The organism is Phyllobacterium zundukense, from assembly GCF_025452195.1.
In the GTDB taxonomy this organism is placed as follows: domain Bacteria; phylum Pseudomonadota; class Alphaproteobacteria; order Rhizobiales; family Rhizobiaceae; genus Phyllobacterium; species Phyllobacterium zundukense_A.
Map to the genome: position 1 here is coordinate 2,035,909 of NZ_CP104973.1, position 16,193 is coordinate 2,052,101.

The window sequence follows — 16,193 nt, forward strand, 5'->3', positions numbered from 1 at the left end:
GATTTGCAATGACTGGTAAGCTTGAAGGCAAGCGGGTTTTGATCACAGCTGCGGGGCAGGGCATTGGCCGCGCCTCGGTGCTAGCGTTCGCACGCGAAGGCGCAATCGTGCACGCGACGGATATCAACCAGCAGCTGCTCGATGCGCTGCCGAAAGAGGCGGGGATCAAGCCGCGCAAGCTCGACGTGTTGAAGACAGACGAAGTCAATCAGGTCATCGGCGAACTTGGTGCAATCGACGTGCTGTTCAATTGCGCCGGGTTCGTGCATGGCGGCTCGATTCTCGAAATGCCGGACGCGGACCTGGACTTCGCGCTGGACCTCAATGTCCGCGCCATGATCCGCACGATCAGGGCAGTGCTCCCCGGCATGATCGAGCGCAAGGATGGCGCCATCGTCAACATGTCGTCGGTTGCGAGCAGCGTCAAAGGTGTGCCGAACCGCTTTGCCTATGGCGTGACAAAGGCAGCTGTTCTGGGTCTTACCAAGGCGGTCGCTGCCGACTACATCACACAGGGCATTCGCTGCAACGCCATCTGCCCCGGTACGGTCGAAAGCCCGTCGCTCGAACAGCGCATGCGTGCTGGCGGCGACTATGACGCGACACGCGCCGCTTTCATCGCGCGCCAGCCGATGGGCCGTCTCGGCTTGCCGGAAGAGATCGCCGACCTTGCCGTTTATCTCGCCGGCGCGACCTATACGACTGGCCAGGCATATAACATCGATGGTGGCTGGACCGTCTAGAGGTCTCCACAGGAGTAAATTATGACCCGCATCACCGACCTTCGCGTTTTCGATATCCGTTTTCCCACGTCGCAAAGCCTCGATGGGTCCGATGCGATGAACCCGGATCCGGACTATTCGGCCGCCTATGTCGTGCTCGATACGGATGCCGATGGACTTGCCGGCCATGGCCTGACCTTCACCATAGGGCGCGGCAATGAAATCGTCTGTATGGCGATCGAGGCGCTGAAGCATCTTCTCATTGGCCTGGAACTGGATTGGGTGAAAGAAAATCCGGGCCGCTTCTGGCATTTCGTTACGGGCGATAGCCAGCTTCGCTGGATCGGACCGGACAAGGGAGCGATGCACCTTGCCACCGGTGCTGTCGTCAATGCGGTATGGGATCTTCTGGCAAAGCAAGCGAAGAAACCGGTCTGGCAACTCGTGGGCGAAATGACGCCCGAAGAAATCGTCAATATCGTCGACTTCCGCTATCTGACCGACGTACTGACGCGGGACGAAGCGCTTGAAATTCTGCGCAAGGCGGAGAAAGGCAAGCAGGACCGGATCGCTGATCTGAAAGCGACAGGTTATCCTTGCTATACAACCTCGGCGGGCTGGCTTGGCTATTCCGATGACAAGCTGCGTCGCCTTTGCCAGGAAGCCGTCGATGCAGGTTTCAATCATATCAAGATGAAAGTCGGCCGCGATCTCGACGACGATATCCGCCGCTTGACGATTGCCCGCGAGGTGATCGGCGAGGACCGCATCCTCATGATCGATGCCAATCAGGTCTGGGAAGTCAATGAGGCTATCGACTGGGTTAACAAGCTCGCCTTCGTCAAGCCGTTCTTCATCGAGGAGCCGACGAGCCCGGACGATGTCGCGGGCCACCGCAAGATTCGGCAAGCCATTCACCCGGTGAAGGTTGCCACAGGCGAGATGTGCCAGAACCGCATCATGTTCAAGCAGTTCATAGCCGAAGGCGCGATCGATGTCGTGCAGATCGATTCGTGTCGCATGGGCGGGCTCAACGAGGTGCTCGCCGTGCTGCTGATCGCGGCGAAGTATGATCTGCCGGTCTGGCCGCATGCGGGCGGTGTGGGCCTTTGCGAATATGTGCAGCACCTGTCGATGATCGACTATGTCGCGGTGTCGGGCACCAAGGCGGGCAGGGTGATCGAATATGTCGACCATCTGCATGAACATTTCGTCGACCCGTGCAATATCCAGAATGCCGCCTATATGCCGCCGGTCCTGCCGGGCTTCTCGATCGAGATGAAGCCGGAAACGATCAAACAGTATTTGTACAGCGCCTAGTCTGGTTGCGCGACTACGGTGCGTGGTTCGACAGGGCTCACGATGAGGGAGGGAGAGGATTGCAGCAGCCGGGAAGTGCCGCCTCTGCGGTTTGCTCGTGCAATCAACCACCTCCCTCATGGTGAGCCCCGTCGAACCACGCACAATGGCTTTGCAACACGAAACTTCACCGTGTCGCCGTTCGTAAATGCGATGTCGTTTCCGCGCCTATTCTTTTGTTCTGCCGAGTGCTCTTATCGAGACACTTGAGGTGCCGCTTTCCAGGGAGAGAGCGGAGAATTGGGAAGCCGGTCAGGATATGCAAATCCGGACCATGGCGGCCTGCAAATGATGCTTTTCTGCGCTTCCGGTGCTCATGGACTTTATGTCCACTCCGCTCCGGTTCTCGCAAAGCACCATTTTCGGCTCGCCCTGGTTCCAAATTTGTCCACATCCTCAACCCGGCGCTGCCCCCGCAACGGTAGTGGAGTGGAAAACGCGGCAAAACAGCCACTGGGAGGATATCCCGGGAAGGCGCCGCGAAGCCGGAAACGGCAACTCCAGAGCCCGGAAACCAGCCTCGAGTGACAAAACCGACTGATCGCGGTGGGCGATCAAGGAGCATGATTTTGTGCAGGCGACGTTTGACTTGCGCGGAGGTCCTCCTTCACCACCAGTCAGTTCTTTCGCGGGCTATAAGAGCGAGGACACGACATGGACTTAACGAACGAACTGCTCCGGAATCTCAGGAACCGGAAACCAGGATACGGACTTGAACAGGCATTCTATTCCGATCCGGATTATTACCGTCTCGATATGGAAAATATCTTCTATCGCGATTGGCTGTTCATCGGCCATGATTGCGAGGTGGCCAAGCCGGGCAACTACTTTACGGTTCAGGTTGGTGACTATCCGGTCGTCATCGTACGCGACCGCCAAAAACAGATCAGGGCTTTCCACAATTCCTGCCGCCATCGCGGATCGCGTGTTTGTGCCGCTGAAAGGGGTACAGCGGCGAAGCTCGTTTGCCCCTACCATCAGTGGACCTATGAACTGGACGGCCGCCTGCTGTTCGCGCGCCAGATGGGCGATGATTTTGACGCCAGCCAGCATAGTCTCAAAACGGTGCATTGCGAGAGCGTCGGCGGCTATATCTTCATCTGCCTGGCGCCTGCCGCTCCGGATTTCGGCCCGACACGTGCCCTGCTCGAACCCTATCTCGCGCCGCATCGCCTGACCGAGACAAAGGTGGCATTCCAGAGTTCGATTGTCGAAAAGGGCAACTGGAAACTGGTCTGGGAAAATAATCGGGAATGCTACCACTGCGTCGCCAACCATCCCGAACTGTGCAAAACTTTCCCCGAAGCGCCAAGCGCCACCGGGATCCAGGGCTCCAAAGAGGACCCTGAGATGGTCGCGCATTGGGAAAAGTGCGAAGCAGCCGGCCTCCCAAGTGTTTTCCGTATCGCAGAAGACGGCCAATATCGTGCCACACGCGTGCCACTGCTCAGCGGCGCCGAGAGCTATACGATCAGTGGCAAGCGTGCGGTCGGCAGGCAACTCAGTGATGACGTCAATGCACAGCAGATCGGCTCGCTACTGCTCTATCACTACCCTAGCACGTGGAACCATGTTCTCGGCGATCAGGCGATATCCTTTCGCGTGCTTCCGCTTGGACCGAACGAGACCGAGGTCACGACCAAGTGGCTCGTGCACAAGGATGCGGTCGAAGGCGTCGATTACAATCTCGAAGAACTGACGCATGTCTGGCTCGAGACCAACAATCAGGATCGCCGTATCGTTGAAGAAAACGCATTCGGTATCCGCTCACCAGCCTATGAGCCCGGTCCTTATTCGGTCGAACACGAGGGCGGCGTGCTGCAATTCCTCGAATGGTACAGCAATTCCATGGAAACAAGGCTCTCCGGCGAAACCAAACTCAGCAAGGTAGCATGATGAATATGACGCTTCCTCAGACCTACCCGCACCTCGATCAGATGCAGCCATGGAATGATCGACTGCATCTGCTGGAGTGTCTTTCGGTCATCGAGGAAGCGCCCAACGTGAAAACTTTCACGTTCAGATCGGACAATCAGAACTGGTTTCGCTATGAGCCAGGCCAGTTCATGACGTTCGAATTGCCGGTGCAGCCGGAAGCCGTCTTGCGCACATTTACATTGTCATCCAGCCCATCGCGGCCATTCACCATTGCCGTGACGGCGAAGGCCCAGGACAGCAGTATAGGTGCGCGGTGGATGCTCGATCATTTGACGCCGGGTGCGCGGTTAAAGGCATTCGGGCCGCTCGGCGATTTCTCCATGCGCAAGCATCCCGGTGAGAAATACCTGTTTATCTCGGCGGGTTCGGGCATCACGCCGATGATGTCGATGACGCGCTGGATGCACGATTGCGCCCCGCAAAGCGATGTCAACTTCGTGACCTGCGCACGGCGGCCCAGCGACATCATCTTCCGCAGGGAACTCGAATACCTGACAAGCTGCATGCCGAACCTGAAGCTCGCCTTCCTGATCAAGGAACACGAGATGGGGCAGGTGTGGACCGGTATTCGCGGCCGTTTCGAAGAGGCGCGGTTGCCATTGCTTTCACCGGACTTCAGGGACAGGACCATCTTCTGTTGTGGGCCTGAAACCTTCATGCGCGATGTCCGCACCATGCTCGAAGCATCCGGCTTCGACATGACGCATTATCACCAGGAGAGTTTCGGACCTGCTGCCGAACCGGTGTTGCCGATGATGGATGCGATATCGACAGAGGCCGTCGAGAGATCAGCGATGGTCAGCTTTTCCATGTCGGGCATGGAAGTGCCATGTGCGCCGGGCGAAACGATCCTGAAGGCCGCACGCGGTGCCGGGATACGCATTGCGGCGGCTTGTGAGTCGGGACTCTGCGGCACCTGCAAGGTTATGAAAATTTCCGGCGAGGTCGACATGGACCACAATGGCGGTATTCTCGACGATGAGATCGACGAGGGCTATGTGCTCGCGTGCTGTTCCAAACCGCTTGGTAACGTTGAAATTGAGGCTTGAAACGCCTTTAACTGCTTGAAAGTTCTTTTAGAAACCGATTCAACTCGTCTTGGGGGATTCCGACCGTATGTTCCGGGCCCGGATAGACTTGCGATTGAACATCGGAGACGAACTCCGCAAAGGCTGTGACCCTTTCCTGCTGCAGGCGGTCATATTCGGCGCTGAAGTTGCGATATACCTTGGCGTGACGTGGATAATGGCCGCGATTCGAGCCAAGAACATCTTGCGCGAACAGGTACTGCGCATCACAGCCCACGCCGGCGCCCATTGAAATCATAAACAGCGATGTGCGCTCGGAAATTGCTGTCGCAATCGGAACAGGCACAACTTCTATTTCTGCTGCGAATGCGCCAGCATCTTCCAATGCTTTGGTCTGTCGCCATACCTCGAATGCGCTTTCGGCCGTTTTCCCTACAGCCTTGAAACCGCCGGTCCAAGTCGCCTGCGACGGGATTAGCCCTACGTGACCGCAAACAGGGATCCCTTCGTTACGCATGCTACGTACGGTGGCGACGCTTGCGGCGCAATAAACCGCATCGCCGCCCGCCCTAAGCGCCTTGAACGCCGCGCGGATGTACTCTTCTGCGGTTACGAAATCACCATACTCCAACCCGGGCACCGCGAACACCGAGGGCGCAGCGTCGCGAAACTCGGGCGTAAGCAATGATGGCGGGACAGATAGCATGTCTACGCCGGCGCATTCGGCGGCCTGTGCTTCCTCCAACGTTTCCACACGCAGCATAGTCAATTGACGCCGACCTTTCAGCGCGAGGACGTCGGCGACGGTGGGTCGCTGGTTTTTCATGGTCATCCTAGGCTGCAAGCAATGATTTGAGTTTTACGTCGGCGGTAGAAAGCTGGGCGGAATCCGGTCTCGCGCCACGGGCGATAAGCATCTCGGCAAGCCTTATGTCCTTTGCTACCGAATTGCCGGGGCCAATGCCGCTCGCGGCGACAAGACGGCCATCGGCAGCAAGGTGGAACAGAATGAAGGCACCATCGCCGAGATCGCGGCGGATCGATTTCGTACCCTCGTCCGAGAGGCCCGCGACCTGCAGACCGAGTTCATACTGATCCGACCAGAACCACGGTACCGCTTGATGCGGCTCCCGTGCACCGAGCATGTTGCGCGCAGCCAGGGCGCCCTGTTCCTGTGCATTGCGCCATGCTTCGAGCCGCACCCGGCGCCCGCCGTAAACAGCGAGCGGGAAGATACAGCAGTCGCCTGCCGCATAAATATCCGGATCGCTGGTCTGCAACCAATCATTGACGACGATACCGTTGCCTGTTTCGAGACCGGATGCTTCGGCCAGCGCGGTCACCGGCGTCGCACCTATGCCGATGATGGCGAGGTCAGCCACGATGACGTTTCCTGTCGAAAGTGTGATCGCAACATTGTCTGCAGCGTCGGCAAAGGAGACTATTCCGGTATCGCACAGAATGGTCACACCTTCGTGGCGATGGCGCGTGTCGATGACCCTGGCGATTTCCTCCGGGACGCCGCGCATCATGATGCGGCTTTGCGCCTCGATCACAGTGACCGACGCGCCGCGCTTACGAGCGCTGGCCGCAAGTTCAAGCCCGATGAACCCGCCGCCGACAATGACGATGCGTGCTCCTGGCTGAAACCTTGCCCGGATGGCGAGCGCATCGTCAAAACTGCGCAGGGTGGTGCAATGCTTGCTGCCCGCTGCGAGAGGCAGGGGGCGCGGAATGGCACCTGTCGCAAACAGAAGACCCTCATAGGGGATTTGCCGGCCATCCTCAAGTGTGACGCGCTTTTCCTCCCGGTCGATTGACGTCGCCGTCGAGCTGCCGATGAAGTCGATGTTCTTTTCGTTAAACAGGGATGCGGCGGCTATGGTGCGAGGTGCTGGATGGTCCTCCGAGACCATCGCTTCCTTGGAAAGAGGCGGGCGCTCATAGGGGAGGTGCTTTTCCGTGCCGATCAAGGTGACGGGTCCATCGTAGCCGTTTTCCCGCAATGCAAAAGCCGCGCGCACGCCGCATTCGCCAGCGCCAATGATGACCATTCCTCGTTCCATCGCCATTATCCCAGCTGTATCAATACTTTACCGGCCTCGACCTTGACCGGGTAGGTTTTAAGGTTGATGCAGACCGGCGCTCCCTTGGCTTCTCCGGTCTTATAGTTGAAGCGGCCATTGTGCTTGGGGCACTCGATGATCTCGTCCATCACAAGACCATCGGCGAGATGGATATGTTCATGAGTGCACAGCCCGTCCGTAGCAAAAAACTCATCGTCCGGGCTGCGGTAGATTGCAAAGGTCTTTCCAGCATGGTCGAAACGCATGACGTCTTCTTCGTCTATGTCGTTTGAAGTGCAGGCCTCCACCCAGTTGCTCATCGTTCGATCCTCCCGGTCGCTTATGGACTATTATTCCGCTGCCGCCGCGACAGGTTCGCTATGGAACTCCTCGCGATAGGGCTTGGCGGTCGGCGGCAATTCCCGCTTGAGGAAATAGTCCTCGTTGCGCAACTGGCGCAGGAATGCAGGCACCATCTCGCGGTACGCGTGCAGGATGGACGGGTTTGCCGCCGGCAAATCGTGTCTGATCATGGCATGCAGCTGCGGCAGCGCGTGATAGGGCACCATCGGGAACATGTGATGTTCGACGTGGTAGTTCATGTTCCAGTAGATGAACCGGCTGGCCGAGTTCATAAGAACGGTACGGCTATTGAGCCGGTGATCGGTGACATTGTCGGCAAGCCCGCCATGCTGCAGAAGCCCCGTGAGCACATGATGCCAAGCGCCGTACAGTCGCGGCAGGCCGATCAGCACCAGCGGCAGAATCGATCCGAGGTATAACGAAAGCGCGATCGTGGCGAGATAAATCGCGGTCCAGATACGGGCGATACGGACGACTTTTGGCTGTTCCTGCTCGGGAATGAAGGTCTTTTCCTCGGCGCTGACGATTCCCAGAGCGTTGCGAATGAGGTCGCCTATGGCGTGCCAGACATCCAGAATACCGAAGAAATTCAATGCGACACGCAACAGATCGGGTGGACGCATGACCGCAATCTCCGGATCGCGGCCGACAATGACCGTGTCCGTATGATGCCGCGTATGGCTCCAGCGCCATGTGACTGGATTGCGCATGATCATGAAGCAGGCGATCTGGTAGACGACATCATTCATCCAGCGTGTCTTGAACGCCGTACCGTGGCCGCATTCATGCCAGCGGCTGTCCGAGGCGGAACCATAAAGGACGCCATAGGCGAGGAAAAACGGCACGCAAAGCCAGCTGCCCCAGAAATAAACGCCAAGGCCGGCGAAGACCAGCATGCTGCCGAGCCAGATCGCTGTGTCACGGATCGCCGGGCCATCGGAGCGCTTCATCAGCTCTTTCATCTGCTTGCGAGGGATGTCGGTGTGATACCATTCGGCTGCAGCAAGACCCGACTCCACAGCCAGTTGCGAGTCACGGCCGATCAGGCTGTAATCGCGCCTTGTCGGCATGGCGAGCGCTACTGAATGCATATGAGACCTCCCTCAATCAGTCGGAAGAACATACGCGTTGGTGCAACCTGCCTCAATCTGAAATGATGAAATTCTATCATTTTCAATCAGAGATTGGTATAAATGACTGATAGATTCTATCAGGGAGCGCATGAGGTGGCAAACAGGCCGACAATCTCCGATCTGGCGCGTGCGGCGGGAGTGGGAGTCGCGACAGTCGACAGGGTCCTAAACGGACGGCTGCCAGTGCGCGAGGAAACGGCGCGGCGGGTATATGAGGCGGCCAACAGCATCGGATACCATGCGGCCGGGTTGATCCGCCAGCGTATGCGGCAGGAATTGCCTGAATACCGGCTGGGATTTTTGTTGCAGAAACCCGGGCACCATTTCTATCAGGAGTTTGCGCGGGAGATCGAGAATGCTGTCAGCCAGGCGTCGCATTTCCGCGGCGTTCCTGCGATAGAGTTTTGCGCCTCGCAAGCGCCGGACGAGATCGTCACCAAGCTGAAACTGTTGGCGGGACGCTGTCGTTCGATCGGCCTGGTTGCGCCGGACCATCCGTCCATCACAGCTGCTGTCGATGAATTGAAGGCCAAGAATATCTCGGTTTTTTCGCTGCTTTCGGATTTTGCCGCCGGAATCCGCGAAGGTTATGTCGGCGTCAACAACCGCAAGGTAGGCCGTACGGCGGCCTGGATGATCACCAAAGCCGCCAAAAAGCCCGGAAAAGTCGCAATTTTTGTCGGAAGCCATCGCTTCCACGGGCACGAACTGCGCGAAATCGGTTTTCGTGCTTTCTTCCGTGAAGAGGCGCCGCAGTTCACTGTGTTAGACACGATGGTCAATCTGGAGACGCGCCAGATCACCAATGAGGCGATGGCGGAGCTGCTGCGCCGCCATCCGGACCTTGCCGGCTGCTATGTAGCCGGCGGTGGAATGGAAGGCGCGATCAGTGCGATTCGCGAGGCGCAATTGGAACAGTCTCCGGTGATGATCGTCAATGAAATCACCCCGGAATCGCGGGCGGCGCTGGCCGACAAAATCGTCACCATGGTCATCGCGACTCCCTTGCCAAGGCTCTGCCGGGAACTCACGGAGCTCATGGGTCACGCCATCGAAAGCGGCGCGGCCAACGCTCCGGGCCAGACCTTTTTGCCGTTCGATATCTACCTTCCAGAGAACATCTGAGCGGCATTTACACGCGGCCACAATCAAATTGCCCGCGCCGGTTGAAATTCCTGCGGCGGAATCGAGGATTCATGTTCCATTTTTGCATGTTCTTGCGCCAGATCCGGACATTCTTGCGCAGAAGCTCCGCCGGATCCCGCAGGCCCTGTTCTCTTTTTCTCACGCATCGGAATCTATCAGAAATGATAGTTTTTCGGCCAAAACGGCGATTGACGGAATAGCGGCTTCGACAGATGGTTGCGCCGGATTTGCGGGCTCTTGGCAACCCATGGGCGCAGACCGCTTTAAGTACCACCGGGAGTATTATTCAGATGAGCGACACGATTTCTCACCCCGTCTTTGCGATCAACCATATCGCCGCGCCGAACATGACACCGGCGGAATTCTTCCAGCTGGCGAAGTCGCTCGGCCTCAGCGATGTCGAGATCCGCAACGACCTCGGCGGCAATGCGATCGTCGACGGAACGCCGGCGGCAGAGGTCCGGGCGCTGGCTGAATCGGCAGGCGTTCGCATCGCTACGATCAATGCACTGCAGCGCTTCAACGAATGGACGCCGGAGCGAGAAAAGGAGGCGATCGAGCTTGCGGATTATGCGCGCGATGTGGGTGCGAGCGCGCTGGTCCTTGTCCCGGTCAATGATGGTTCAGGCCAGACAGATGGCGAGCGTCAGGCGAACCTGCGCACCGCATTGACGGCACTGATGCCGATCCTCGAACAGCGCGGTCTCATGGGTTTCGTTGAACCACTCGGCTTCGAGATCTGTTCGCTGCGTTCAAAGCGCGAAGCGGTGGAAGCGATCGAGGCGGTCGGCGGCAAGGGCAGGTTCAGACTGGTGCACGACACGTTCCACCATCATCTCGCCGGTGAACCGGAACTTTATCCGGCGATGACCGGCATGGTTCACATTTCAGGAGTTGCCGACCCTGTGATCGCGGTCGGTGACATGCGCGATCCGCATAGGATGCTGGTCGATGCGGATGACCGGCTTGGCAACGTCCGGCAGATGCGCGAACTGATCGATCAGGGTTATACCGGCTTGTTCTCGTTCGAGCCGTTCGCGCGGGAAGTGCAGGAGCTGGAGAACCCTTCGGAGGCGATCTCGTCCAGCATGGATACAATCAAGGCCGGCCTGGTTTGACCTAGATTTCCCGGTTGCATAGCGGCTAGTCGTCTTCCTCTTCATAGACAATTATACCCGCAATCGCCGGTACCCAGGGAAGAGCTGATCGTTGCCAGACCGCATGCGTCGGCCGTAGTTCCGCACGTTGCTCGAGCGTACCCACCCGAACACCGTAGATCGATGGATTTTCGGTATCGGAAGTCGCGTAGAGCGGAGTTCCGCATTCGGGACAAAAGGCTTGTGCCCGACGAGCGCCGCTCTGCGCAGTCTTGATGTAGATTTTCGGATTGCCTGACAGAATGTGAAAATCTTTCGCCGCTACGGGGACCGATACGCGGAAGGCCGTCCCGGTCAGATTCTGGCAATCGGTGCAATGGCAAATGCTCACTTCGCCCGGATCGGCATCGCAAGCGAATGTTATCCTGCCGCAATGGCATGCACCGTTGACCCTCATGTCCCGGCCTTCCGAACAAGCCTCATCCGTTTAATTTTCCTGGATGGAGACACCGCCCTCTCCAATTTTCAGTTCGACGCCTGCGGGCTTCGTTTCTTCCCGATAGACATAAACACCGAGACCTATCACAATGACGAGAAGGGCTCCAATGATCAGATAAAGGCCATTGCGATTCACTATTTGATCCTTTGTGTGTTGGAACTAGAGCCATTCCGTTTTTCTTCGAATCACGGAATTGCTCTAGTTCTTTGTTTTACGCAATTCCGGACGGAAAACCGCTTCACACTTTTCCTGGAATTGCTCTAATTGGACTGATCCAGCGCATGTGGAGCAGGCTGGCCGGGCGTTTGATCGCCGGCCGGGTAAAACCAAAGGAATGCCGCGACCGCCAGAATGATGATAACAGCCGTCGATATCCATGTTTGAATACGCATGTGATTGCCTCCGGTTGTGGAGTTAAACCGCGCCAGACCCATAAGGTTCCGTAATCGGACTGCACAGCAGTGCAATCTCGGCTGACCATTAATTGGTCTATAGTCCTCAAATCCCGCTTGACGCTTCTTGCATAAAATGGAATAAATATTTCAGAAGCTGGGCAGAACGGTTCGTATATTCCGTAATTGGTGTTCAGATAAAGATTTGCGCGCAAACGCCGCGCACGCTTCATGTCCGGATGTTGCCAGCCAGGGACAAGGTGGGCTGGCAAAATCGGGGTGTGAGGGGTTCCGGATTAAAACAGGTGCAGCCGGGGCACCATTTGTGGAGGAGAAGACATGAAAAAGTTTTTGCTTGGAGTGGCTGTTTCAGCATTGATGGCTGGTTCGGCTTCGGCCGCGAATATTGGCGTTTCGATGGCGAAGTTCGACGATAACTTCCTGACCGTCTTGCGCAATGGCATGCAGGATTATGCCAAGACACTTGATGGCGTGACCCTGCAGGTCGAGGACGCGCAGAACGACGTTGCCAAGCAGCAGAGCCAGATCCAGAATTTCATTGCGTCCAAGGTCGACGCCATCATCGTCAACGCCGTGGACACGGATGCGACGGCGGCCATGTCGAAGATCGCCGCCGATGCGGGCATCCCCTTGGTCTATGTCAACCGCGAGCCGGCAAATGTCGACAGCTTGCCGGAGAAGCAGGCTTTCGTTGCTTCCAACGAAGTGGAATCCGGCACGCTGGAAACCAAGGAAGTCTGCAAGCTCTTGAAGGGCAAGGGCAAGATCGTCGTGATGATGGGCGAGCTCTCCAACCAGGCTGCCCGCCAGCGCACCAAGGACGTGCACGATGTGATCGCAACCGACGAGTGCAAGGGCCTCGAGATCGTCGAGGAGCAGACCGCCAACTGGTCACGCACCGAAGGGTCCGACCTGATGACGAACTGGCTCTCCGCCGGACTCGAATTCGATGCGGTCGTCTCCAACAATGACGAAATGGCCATCGGCGCGATCCAGGCCTTGAAGGCTGCCGGTCGTTCGATGGACAGTGTCGTCGTTGGCGGTGTCGATGCAACACAGGATGCGCTTGCCGCCATGGCTGCGGGCGACCTCGACGTGACGGTGTTCCAGAACGCTGCCGGTCAGGGCAAGGGTGCTGTCGATGCGGCGCTGAAGCTCTCCAAGGGCGAGAAGGTCGAGACCAAGGTCTATGTGCCGTTCGAACTGGTGACGCCGGAGAACCTGTCGAAGTATCAGAAGTCGAACTGAGGAGACCTTTGCCAATCCATCCTGACGGACATCTGATGCGATTTTGCTGCGCTTCCGGTGCTCATGGACGAAAAAGTCCACTGCGCTCCGGTTCTCGAAAACCGCACCACCTGCCTGGTCAGGCTGAATTCTCAAAAGGCCTCCACAGCGTTTAATTTTGGACCGGAACGCATCAATCTGCTGCGTTCCGGCATATGATAGAGCCTCTCTGGGAGGAGATGATCATGGCAGTCAGCCCCTCGACCATGGCAGCGGTGCGCGCCAGTGGCGCCATACCGCAATCGGAATATCTCTTGAACGCCGAAAATATCCGAAAGGAATTTCCTGGCGTTCTGGCGTTGGACAATGTGCAGTTCCGGCTCAAGCGCGGCACTGTGCATGCGCTGATGGGCGAGAACGGCGCCGGTAAATCCACGCTGATGAAGATCCTTGCTGGAATATATATTCCGGATCAGGGCGAGGTTCATCTGAAGGGCCTGCCGATCCGCCTGAAATCCCCGCTCGATGCGCTGGAAAATGGTATCGCCATGATCCATCAGGAGCTCAACCTGATGCCATTCATGACGGTGGCGGAGAATATCTGGATCCGGCGCGAACCGAAGAACGGCTTCGGCTTCGTCGATCATGGCAAGATGTACGACATGACCGCAGACCTGTTCGAGCGGCTGAACATCAAACTCGATCCGGAAAGCCAGGTGCGGGATTTGAGCGTCGCCAACCGGCAGATGGTGGAGATCGCCAAGGCGGTTTCATATGAATCCGATGTTCTGATCATGGATGAGCCGACGTCGGCGCTGACCGAGCGCGAGGTGGCGCATCTGTTCGAGATTATCCGTAGCCTGCGCGAGCAGGGCATCGGCATCGTCTATATCACCCACAAGATGAACGAGCTTTTCGAGATCGCTGACGAGTTCTCGGTGTTCCGCGACGGGCGCTATATCGGCACGCACCTTTCCACCGATGTGACGCGCGACGACATCATCAAGATGATGGTCGGGCGCGAGATCACGCAGATGTTTCCGAAAGAAGAGGTGCCGATCGGCGATGTGGTGCTTTCGGTAAAAGACCTCTCGCTGAAAAACGTGTTCCACAATGTGTCGTTCGACGTGCGCGCGGGCGAAATCCTCGGCGTTGCCGGGCTGGTCGGTTCCGGCCGCTCGAACGTTGCCGAGACGATCTTCGGCGTGACGCCGGCGACGAGCGGAACCATCGAGATCAAAGGCGAGGTGGTCAAGATGACTTCGCCGACGCAGGCCATCAGCCACGGCATGGCTTTCATCACAGAGGACCGCAAGGAGACCGGGTGTCTGCTGATCCTCGACGTCCTCGAAAACATGCAGATCGCGGTGCTGCAGGACCGTTTCGTCAAGTACGGGTTTGTCCAGGAGAAGGGCATCACTGCGGCCTGCGAAGCAATGAGTGCCACGCTGCGGGTCAAGACTCCGAACATGGAGGAAAGGGTCGAGAACCTTTCCGGCGGCAACCAGCAGAAGGTGCTGATCGGCCGGTGGCTCTTGACCAATCCGAAGATTCTCATTCTCGACGAACCGACACGCGGCATCGATGTCGGCGCCAAGGCGGAGATTCACCGCCTTGTATCGCAGCTCGCCAAACAGGGCGTCGCGGTGATCATGATCTCGTCGGAGATGCCGGAAGTGCTCGGGATGAGCGACCGGGTCATGGTGATGCACGAGGGCCGGGTTACCGGTTTCCTCGACCGCGCCGAAGCCACGCAGGTCAAGGTGATGGAGCTGGCATCAAAATGAACAACCATTTGATAATCCGCCCTGACGGTTCTCTGATGCGATTTTTTGCGCTTCCGGAGCTCACGGACTTTAACGTCCGCTGCGCTCCGGTTCTCAAAAACCGCACCAGCCAACTCGTCAGGCTGAATTCTTAAACGGTTGTTTTGCCTGGAATATTGGAGGACCTTATAATGACAAGTGAGCAGGTGACGGCCAAGGCAACAACACCGGCACTCGGGCGCAGGCACCGCCGGCGTATGCCACCCGAGGTCAATATCCTTTTGGTGCTGATCGGTATCGCGCTGGTTTTCGAGATACTCGGCTGGATTTTTGCCGGACAGAGCTTCCTGATGAATGTGCAGCGCCTGCGGATCATCATCCTGCAGGTCTCCGTCATCGGCATCATTGCAGTGGGTGTGACGCAGGTGATCATCACCGGCGGTATCGACCTTTCCTCCGGCTCGGTCGTCGGTGCAACTGCGATGATTGCGGCAAGTTTCGCGCAGGCCTCCACCTGGGCGCGGCCGGTCTATCCAGCCCTGACGGACCTGCCGTTTTTCATCCCGATAGGCATCGGACTTGGCATCGGCCTCCTCGCCGGTATCATCAATGGCTGGCTGATCGCCTATACAAAGATACCGCCGTTCATCGCTACGCTCGGCATGATGGTGTCGGCCCGTGGCATAGCAAAATGGTACACCAAAGGCTCGCCGGTTTCGGGCCTGACTGACCAGTTCACCTTCATCGGCTCAAGCATCTGGCCAGTGGTCGTGTTTCTCGTGGTGGCGCTCGTTTTCCACATCGCCTTGCGCTATACGCGCTATGGCAAGTTCACCTACGCCATCGGCGCCAATGTGCAGGCGGCGCGGGTTTCCGGCATCAATGTCGAGAAACACCTCATCAAGGTGTATGCCATTGCCGGATTGCTGGCTGGCCTGGCAGGCATCGTTACCGCTGCGCGCGCACAGACCGCGCAGGCCGGCATGGGGGTCAACTATGAACTCGACGCAATCGCGGCGGCCGTCATTGGCGGCACCTCGCTCGCCGGCGGTGTCGGGCGCATTACCGGCACGGTGATCGGCGCAATCATTCTTGGCATCATGATCTCCGGCTTTACGTTCCTGCGGGTCGATGCCTACTACCAGGAAATCATCAAGGGCGTGATCATTGTTGCCGCGGTTATCGTGGATGTTTACCGCCAGAAGAAGCGCAAGATTTAACAGTGCTCTCGAGGCTAGTCAGGCTTGCATGACCATGTGCGTGGTTCGACAGGCTCACCATGAGGGGACTTGAGTTTTGCAGGGCGCCAAGGCAGGAAAGATGGGGCTGTAGCGGCCAACATTCGAATGCTTGGCTCCCCTGCAATCAACTCACCTCCCTCATGGTGAGCCCCCTGAGCCTGTCGAAGGGCGAACCACGCACAATGGATCTGCTGC

16 protein-coding genes and 1 riboswitch are annotated in these 16,193 nt (G+C 57.7%); of the genes, 9 read left to right on the plus strand and 7 right to left on the minus strand.

Annotated features, from left to right (window positions below; genetic code table 11):
* The first annotated feature begins 8 nt into the window (after positions 1-8).
* The 4 genes from N8E88_RS22380 to N8E88_RS22395 all read left to right on the plus strand — a co-directional run bounded on the left by N8E88_RS22380 (position 9) and on the right by N8E88_RS22395 (position 5,068).
* The gene (locus N8E88_RS22380; protein ID WP_112530469.1) at positions 9-743 is read left to right on the plus strand and encodes an SDR family oxidoreductase; all 735 of its coding nucleotides are present in this window, start codon (positions 9-11) and stop codon (positions 741-743) included.
* A 21-nt stretch (positions 744-764) separates the two neighbouring features.
* Complete coding sequence (locus N8E88_RS22385; RefSeq protein ID WP_262292515.1) at positions 765-2,042, plus strand: L-fuconate dehydratase; 1,278 nt, start codon at positions 765-767, stop codon at positions 2,040-2,042.
* Positions 2,043-2,273: 231 nt separating this feature from the next.
* Positions 2,274-2,619: riboswitch (cobalamin riboswitch) on the plus strand.
* Between the two features lie 116 nt (positions 2,620-2,735).
* Positions 2,736-3,977: an aromatic ring-hydroxylating oxygenase subunit alpha gene (locus N8E88_RS22390; protein WP_262292516.1), complete on the plus strand. Its 1,242-nt coding sequence runs from the start codon at positions 2,736-2,738 to the stop codon at positions 3,975-3,977.
* The gene (locus N8E88_RS22395; protein ID WP_262295575.1) at positions 3,977-5,068 is read left to right on the plus strand and encodes an FAD-binding oxidoreductase; all 1,092 of its coding nucleotides are present in this window, start codon (positions 3,977-3,979) and stop codon (positions 5,066-5,068) included. The genes N8E88_RS22390 and N8E88_RS22395 overlap by 1 nt, the downstream gene beginning before the upstream one ends.
* Positions 5,069-5,075: 7 nt before the next feature.
* Here N8E88_RS22395 and N8E88_RS22400 read toward each other — a convergent pair whose 3' ends face one another.
* The 4 genes from N8E88_RS22400 to N8E88_RS22415 are packed head-to-tail and all read right to left on the minus strand — an operon-like array spanning position 5,076 to position 8,567.
* Positions 5,076-5,873 carry a 3-methyl-2-oxobutanoate hydroxymethyltransferase gene (locus tag N8E88_RS22400; RefSeq protein ID WP_262295576.1) on the minus strand — a complete coding sequence of 266 codons (798 nt, stop codon included), beginning with the start codon at positions 5,871-5,873 and terminating at the stop codon, positions 5,076-5,078.
* Between the two features lie 7 nt (positions 5,874-5,880).
* Positions 5,881-7,119, minus strand: coding sequence for an NAD(P)/FAD-dependent oxidoreductase (locus tag N8E88_RS22405; RefSeq protein WP_262292517.1), 1,239 nt, complete (start codon positions 7,117-7,119; stop codon positions 5,881-5,883).
* The gene (locus N8E88_RS22410) at positions 7,119-7,433 is read right to left on the minus strand and encodes a MocE family 2Fe-2S type ferredoxin (RefSeq protein ID WP_262292518.1); all 315 of its coding nucleotides are present in this window, start codon (positions 7,431-7,433) and stop codon (positions 7,119-7,121) included. The genes N8E88_RS22405 and N8E88_RS22410 overlap by 1 nt, the downstream gene beginning before the upstream one ends.
* A gap of 30 nt (positions 7,434-7,463) precedes the next feature.
* A complete protein-coding gene (locus N8E88_RS22415) occupies positions 7,464-8,567 on the minus strand; it encodes a fatty acid desaturase family protein (protein ID WP_262292519.1) in 1,104 nt (367 codons plus the stop codon).
* Positions 8,568-8,702: 135 nt separating this feature from the next.
* Between N8E88_RS22415 and N8E88_RS22420 the strand changes: the two genes are divergently transcribed.
* The gene (locus tag N8E88_RS22420; RefSeq protein ID WP_262295577.1) at positions 8,703-9,734 is read left to right on the plus strand and encodes a LacI family DNA-binding transcriptional regulator; all 1,032 of its coding nucleotides are present in this window, start codon (positions 8,703-8,705) and stop codon (positions 9,732-9,734) included.
* A 311-nt stretch (positions 9,735-10,045) separates the two neighbouring features.
* Positions 10,046-10,873 (plus strand): TIM barrel protein, encoded by an 828-nt coding sequence (locus N8E88_RS22425; RefSeq protein WP_262292520.1) that lies wholly within the window; start codon positions 10,046-10,048, stop codon positions 10,871-10,873.
* Positions 10,874-10,898: 25 nt separating this feature from the next.
* Here N8E88_RS22425 and N8E88_RS22430 read toward each other — a convergent pair whose 3' ends face one another.
* The 3 genes from N8E88_RS22430 to N8E88_RS22440 form a co-directional block, all read right to left on the minus strand.
* Positions 10,899-11,309, minus strand: coding sequence for a GFA family protein (locus tag N8E88_RS22430; RefSeq protein ID WP_262292521.1), 411 nt, complete (start codon positions 11,307-11,309; stop codon positions 10,899-10,901).
* A 30-nt stretch (positions 11,310-11,339) separates the two neighbouring features.
* Entirely contained in the window at positions 11,340-11,486 is a 147-nt protein-coding gene (locus N8E88_RS22435) for a hypothetical protein (RefSeq protein WP_262292522.1), read from the minus strand.
* 125 nt (positions 11,487-11,611) lie between these two features.
* Complete coding sequence (locus N8E88_RS22440) at positions 11,612-11,743, minus strand: hypothetical protein (protein WP_262292523.1); 132 nt, start codon at positions 11,741-11,743, stop codon at positions 11,612-11,614.
* 339 nt (positions 11,744-12,082) lie between these two features.
* Here N8E88_RS22440 and N8E88_RS22445 point away from each other — a divergent pair, with 339 nt between their 5' ends.
* The 3 genes from N8E88_RS22445 to N8E88_RS22455 all read left to right on the plus strand — a co-directional run bounded on the left by N8E88_RS22445 (position 12,083) and on the right by N8E88_RS22455 (position 15,977).
* Positions 12,083-13,012, plus strand: coding sequence for a sugar ABC transporter substrate-binding protein (locus tag N8E88_RS22445; protein ID WP_262292524.1), 930 nt, complete (start codon positions 12,083-12,085; stop codon positions 13,010-13,012).
* A gap of 224 nt (positions 13,013-13,236) precedes the next feature.
* Complete coding sequence (locus tag N8E88_RS22450) at positions 13,237-14,778, plus strand: sugar ABC transporter ATP-binding protein (protein ID WP_262292525.1); 1,542 nt, start codon at positions 13,237-13,239, stop codon at positions 14,776-14,778.
* Between the two features lie 170 nt (positions 14,779-14,948).
* Complete coding sequence (locus N8E88_RS22455; RefSeq protein ID WP_262292526.1) at positions 14,949-15,977, plus strand: ABC transporter permease; 1,029 nt, start codon at positions 14,949-14,951, stop codon at positions 15,975-15,977.
* Positions 15,978-16,193: the final 216 nt, after the last annotated feature.

Coding starts and splice junctions, on each gene's coding strand:
- N8E88_RS22425 (WP_262292520.1), top strand. CDS start 10,046: ATGAGCGACACGATTTCTCACCCCGTCTTTGCGATCAACCATATCGCC.
- N8E88_RS22455 (WP_262292526.1), top strand. CDS start 14,949: ATGACAAGTGAGCAGGTGACGGCCAAGGCAACAACACCGGCACTCGGG.
- N8E88_RS22405 (WP_262292517.1), bottom strand. CDS start 7,119: ATGGCGATGGAACGAGGAATGGTCATCATTGGCGCTGGCGAATGCGGC.
- N8E88_RS22415 (WP_262292519.1), bottom strand. CDS start 8,567: ATGCATTCAGTAGCGCTCGCCATGCCGACAAGGCGCGATTACAGCCTG.
- N8E88_RS22410 (WP_262292518.1), bottom strand. CDS start 7,433: ATGAGCAACTGGGTGGAGGCCTGCACTTCAAACGACATAGACGAAGAA.
- N8E88_RS22395 (WP_262295575.1), top strand. CDS start 3,977: ATGAATATGACGCTTCCTCAGACCTACCCGCACCTCGATCAGATGCAG.
- N8E88_RS22390 (WP_262292516.1), top strand. CDS start 2,736: ATGGACTTAACGAACGAACTGCTCCGGAATCTCAGGAACCGGAAACCA.
- N8E88_RS22385 (WP_262292515.1), top strand. CDS start 765: ATGACCCGCATCACCGACCTTCGCGTTTTCGATATCCGTTTTCCCACG.
- N8E88_RS22380 (WP_112530469.1), top strand. CDS start 9: ATGACTGGTAAGCTTGAAGGCAAGCGGGTTTTGATCACAGCTGCGGGG.
- N8E88_RS22450 (WP_262292525.1), top strand. CDS start 13,237: ATGGCAGTCAGCCCCTCGACCATGGCAGCGGTGCGCGCCAGTGGCGCC.
- N8E88_RS22430 (WP_262292521.1), bottom strand. CDS start 11,309: ATGAGGGTCAACGGTGCATGCCATTGCGGCAGGATAACATTCGCTTGC.
- N8E88_RS22440 (WP_262292523.1), bottom strand. CDS start 11,743: ATGCGTATTCAAACATGGATATCGACGGCTGTTATCATCATTCTGGCG.
- N8E88_RS22445 (WP_262292524.1), top strand. CDS start 12,083: ATGAAAAAGTTTTTGCTTGGAGTGGCTGTTTCAGCATTGATGGCTGGT.
- N8E88_RS22400 (WP_262295576.1), bottom strand. CDS start 5,873: ATGAAAAACCAGCGACCCACCGTCGCCGACGTCCTCGCGCTGAAAGGT.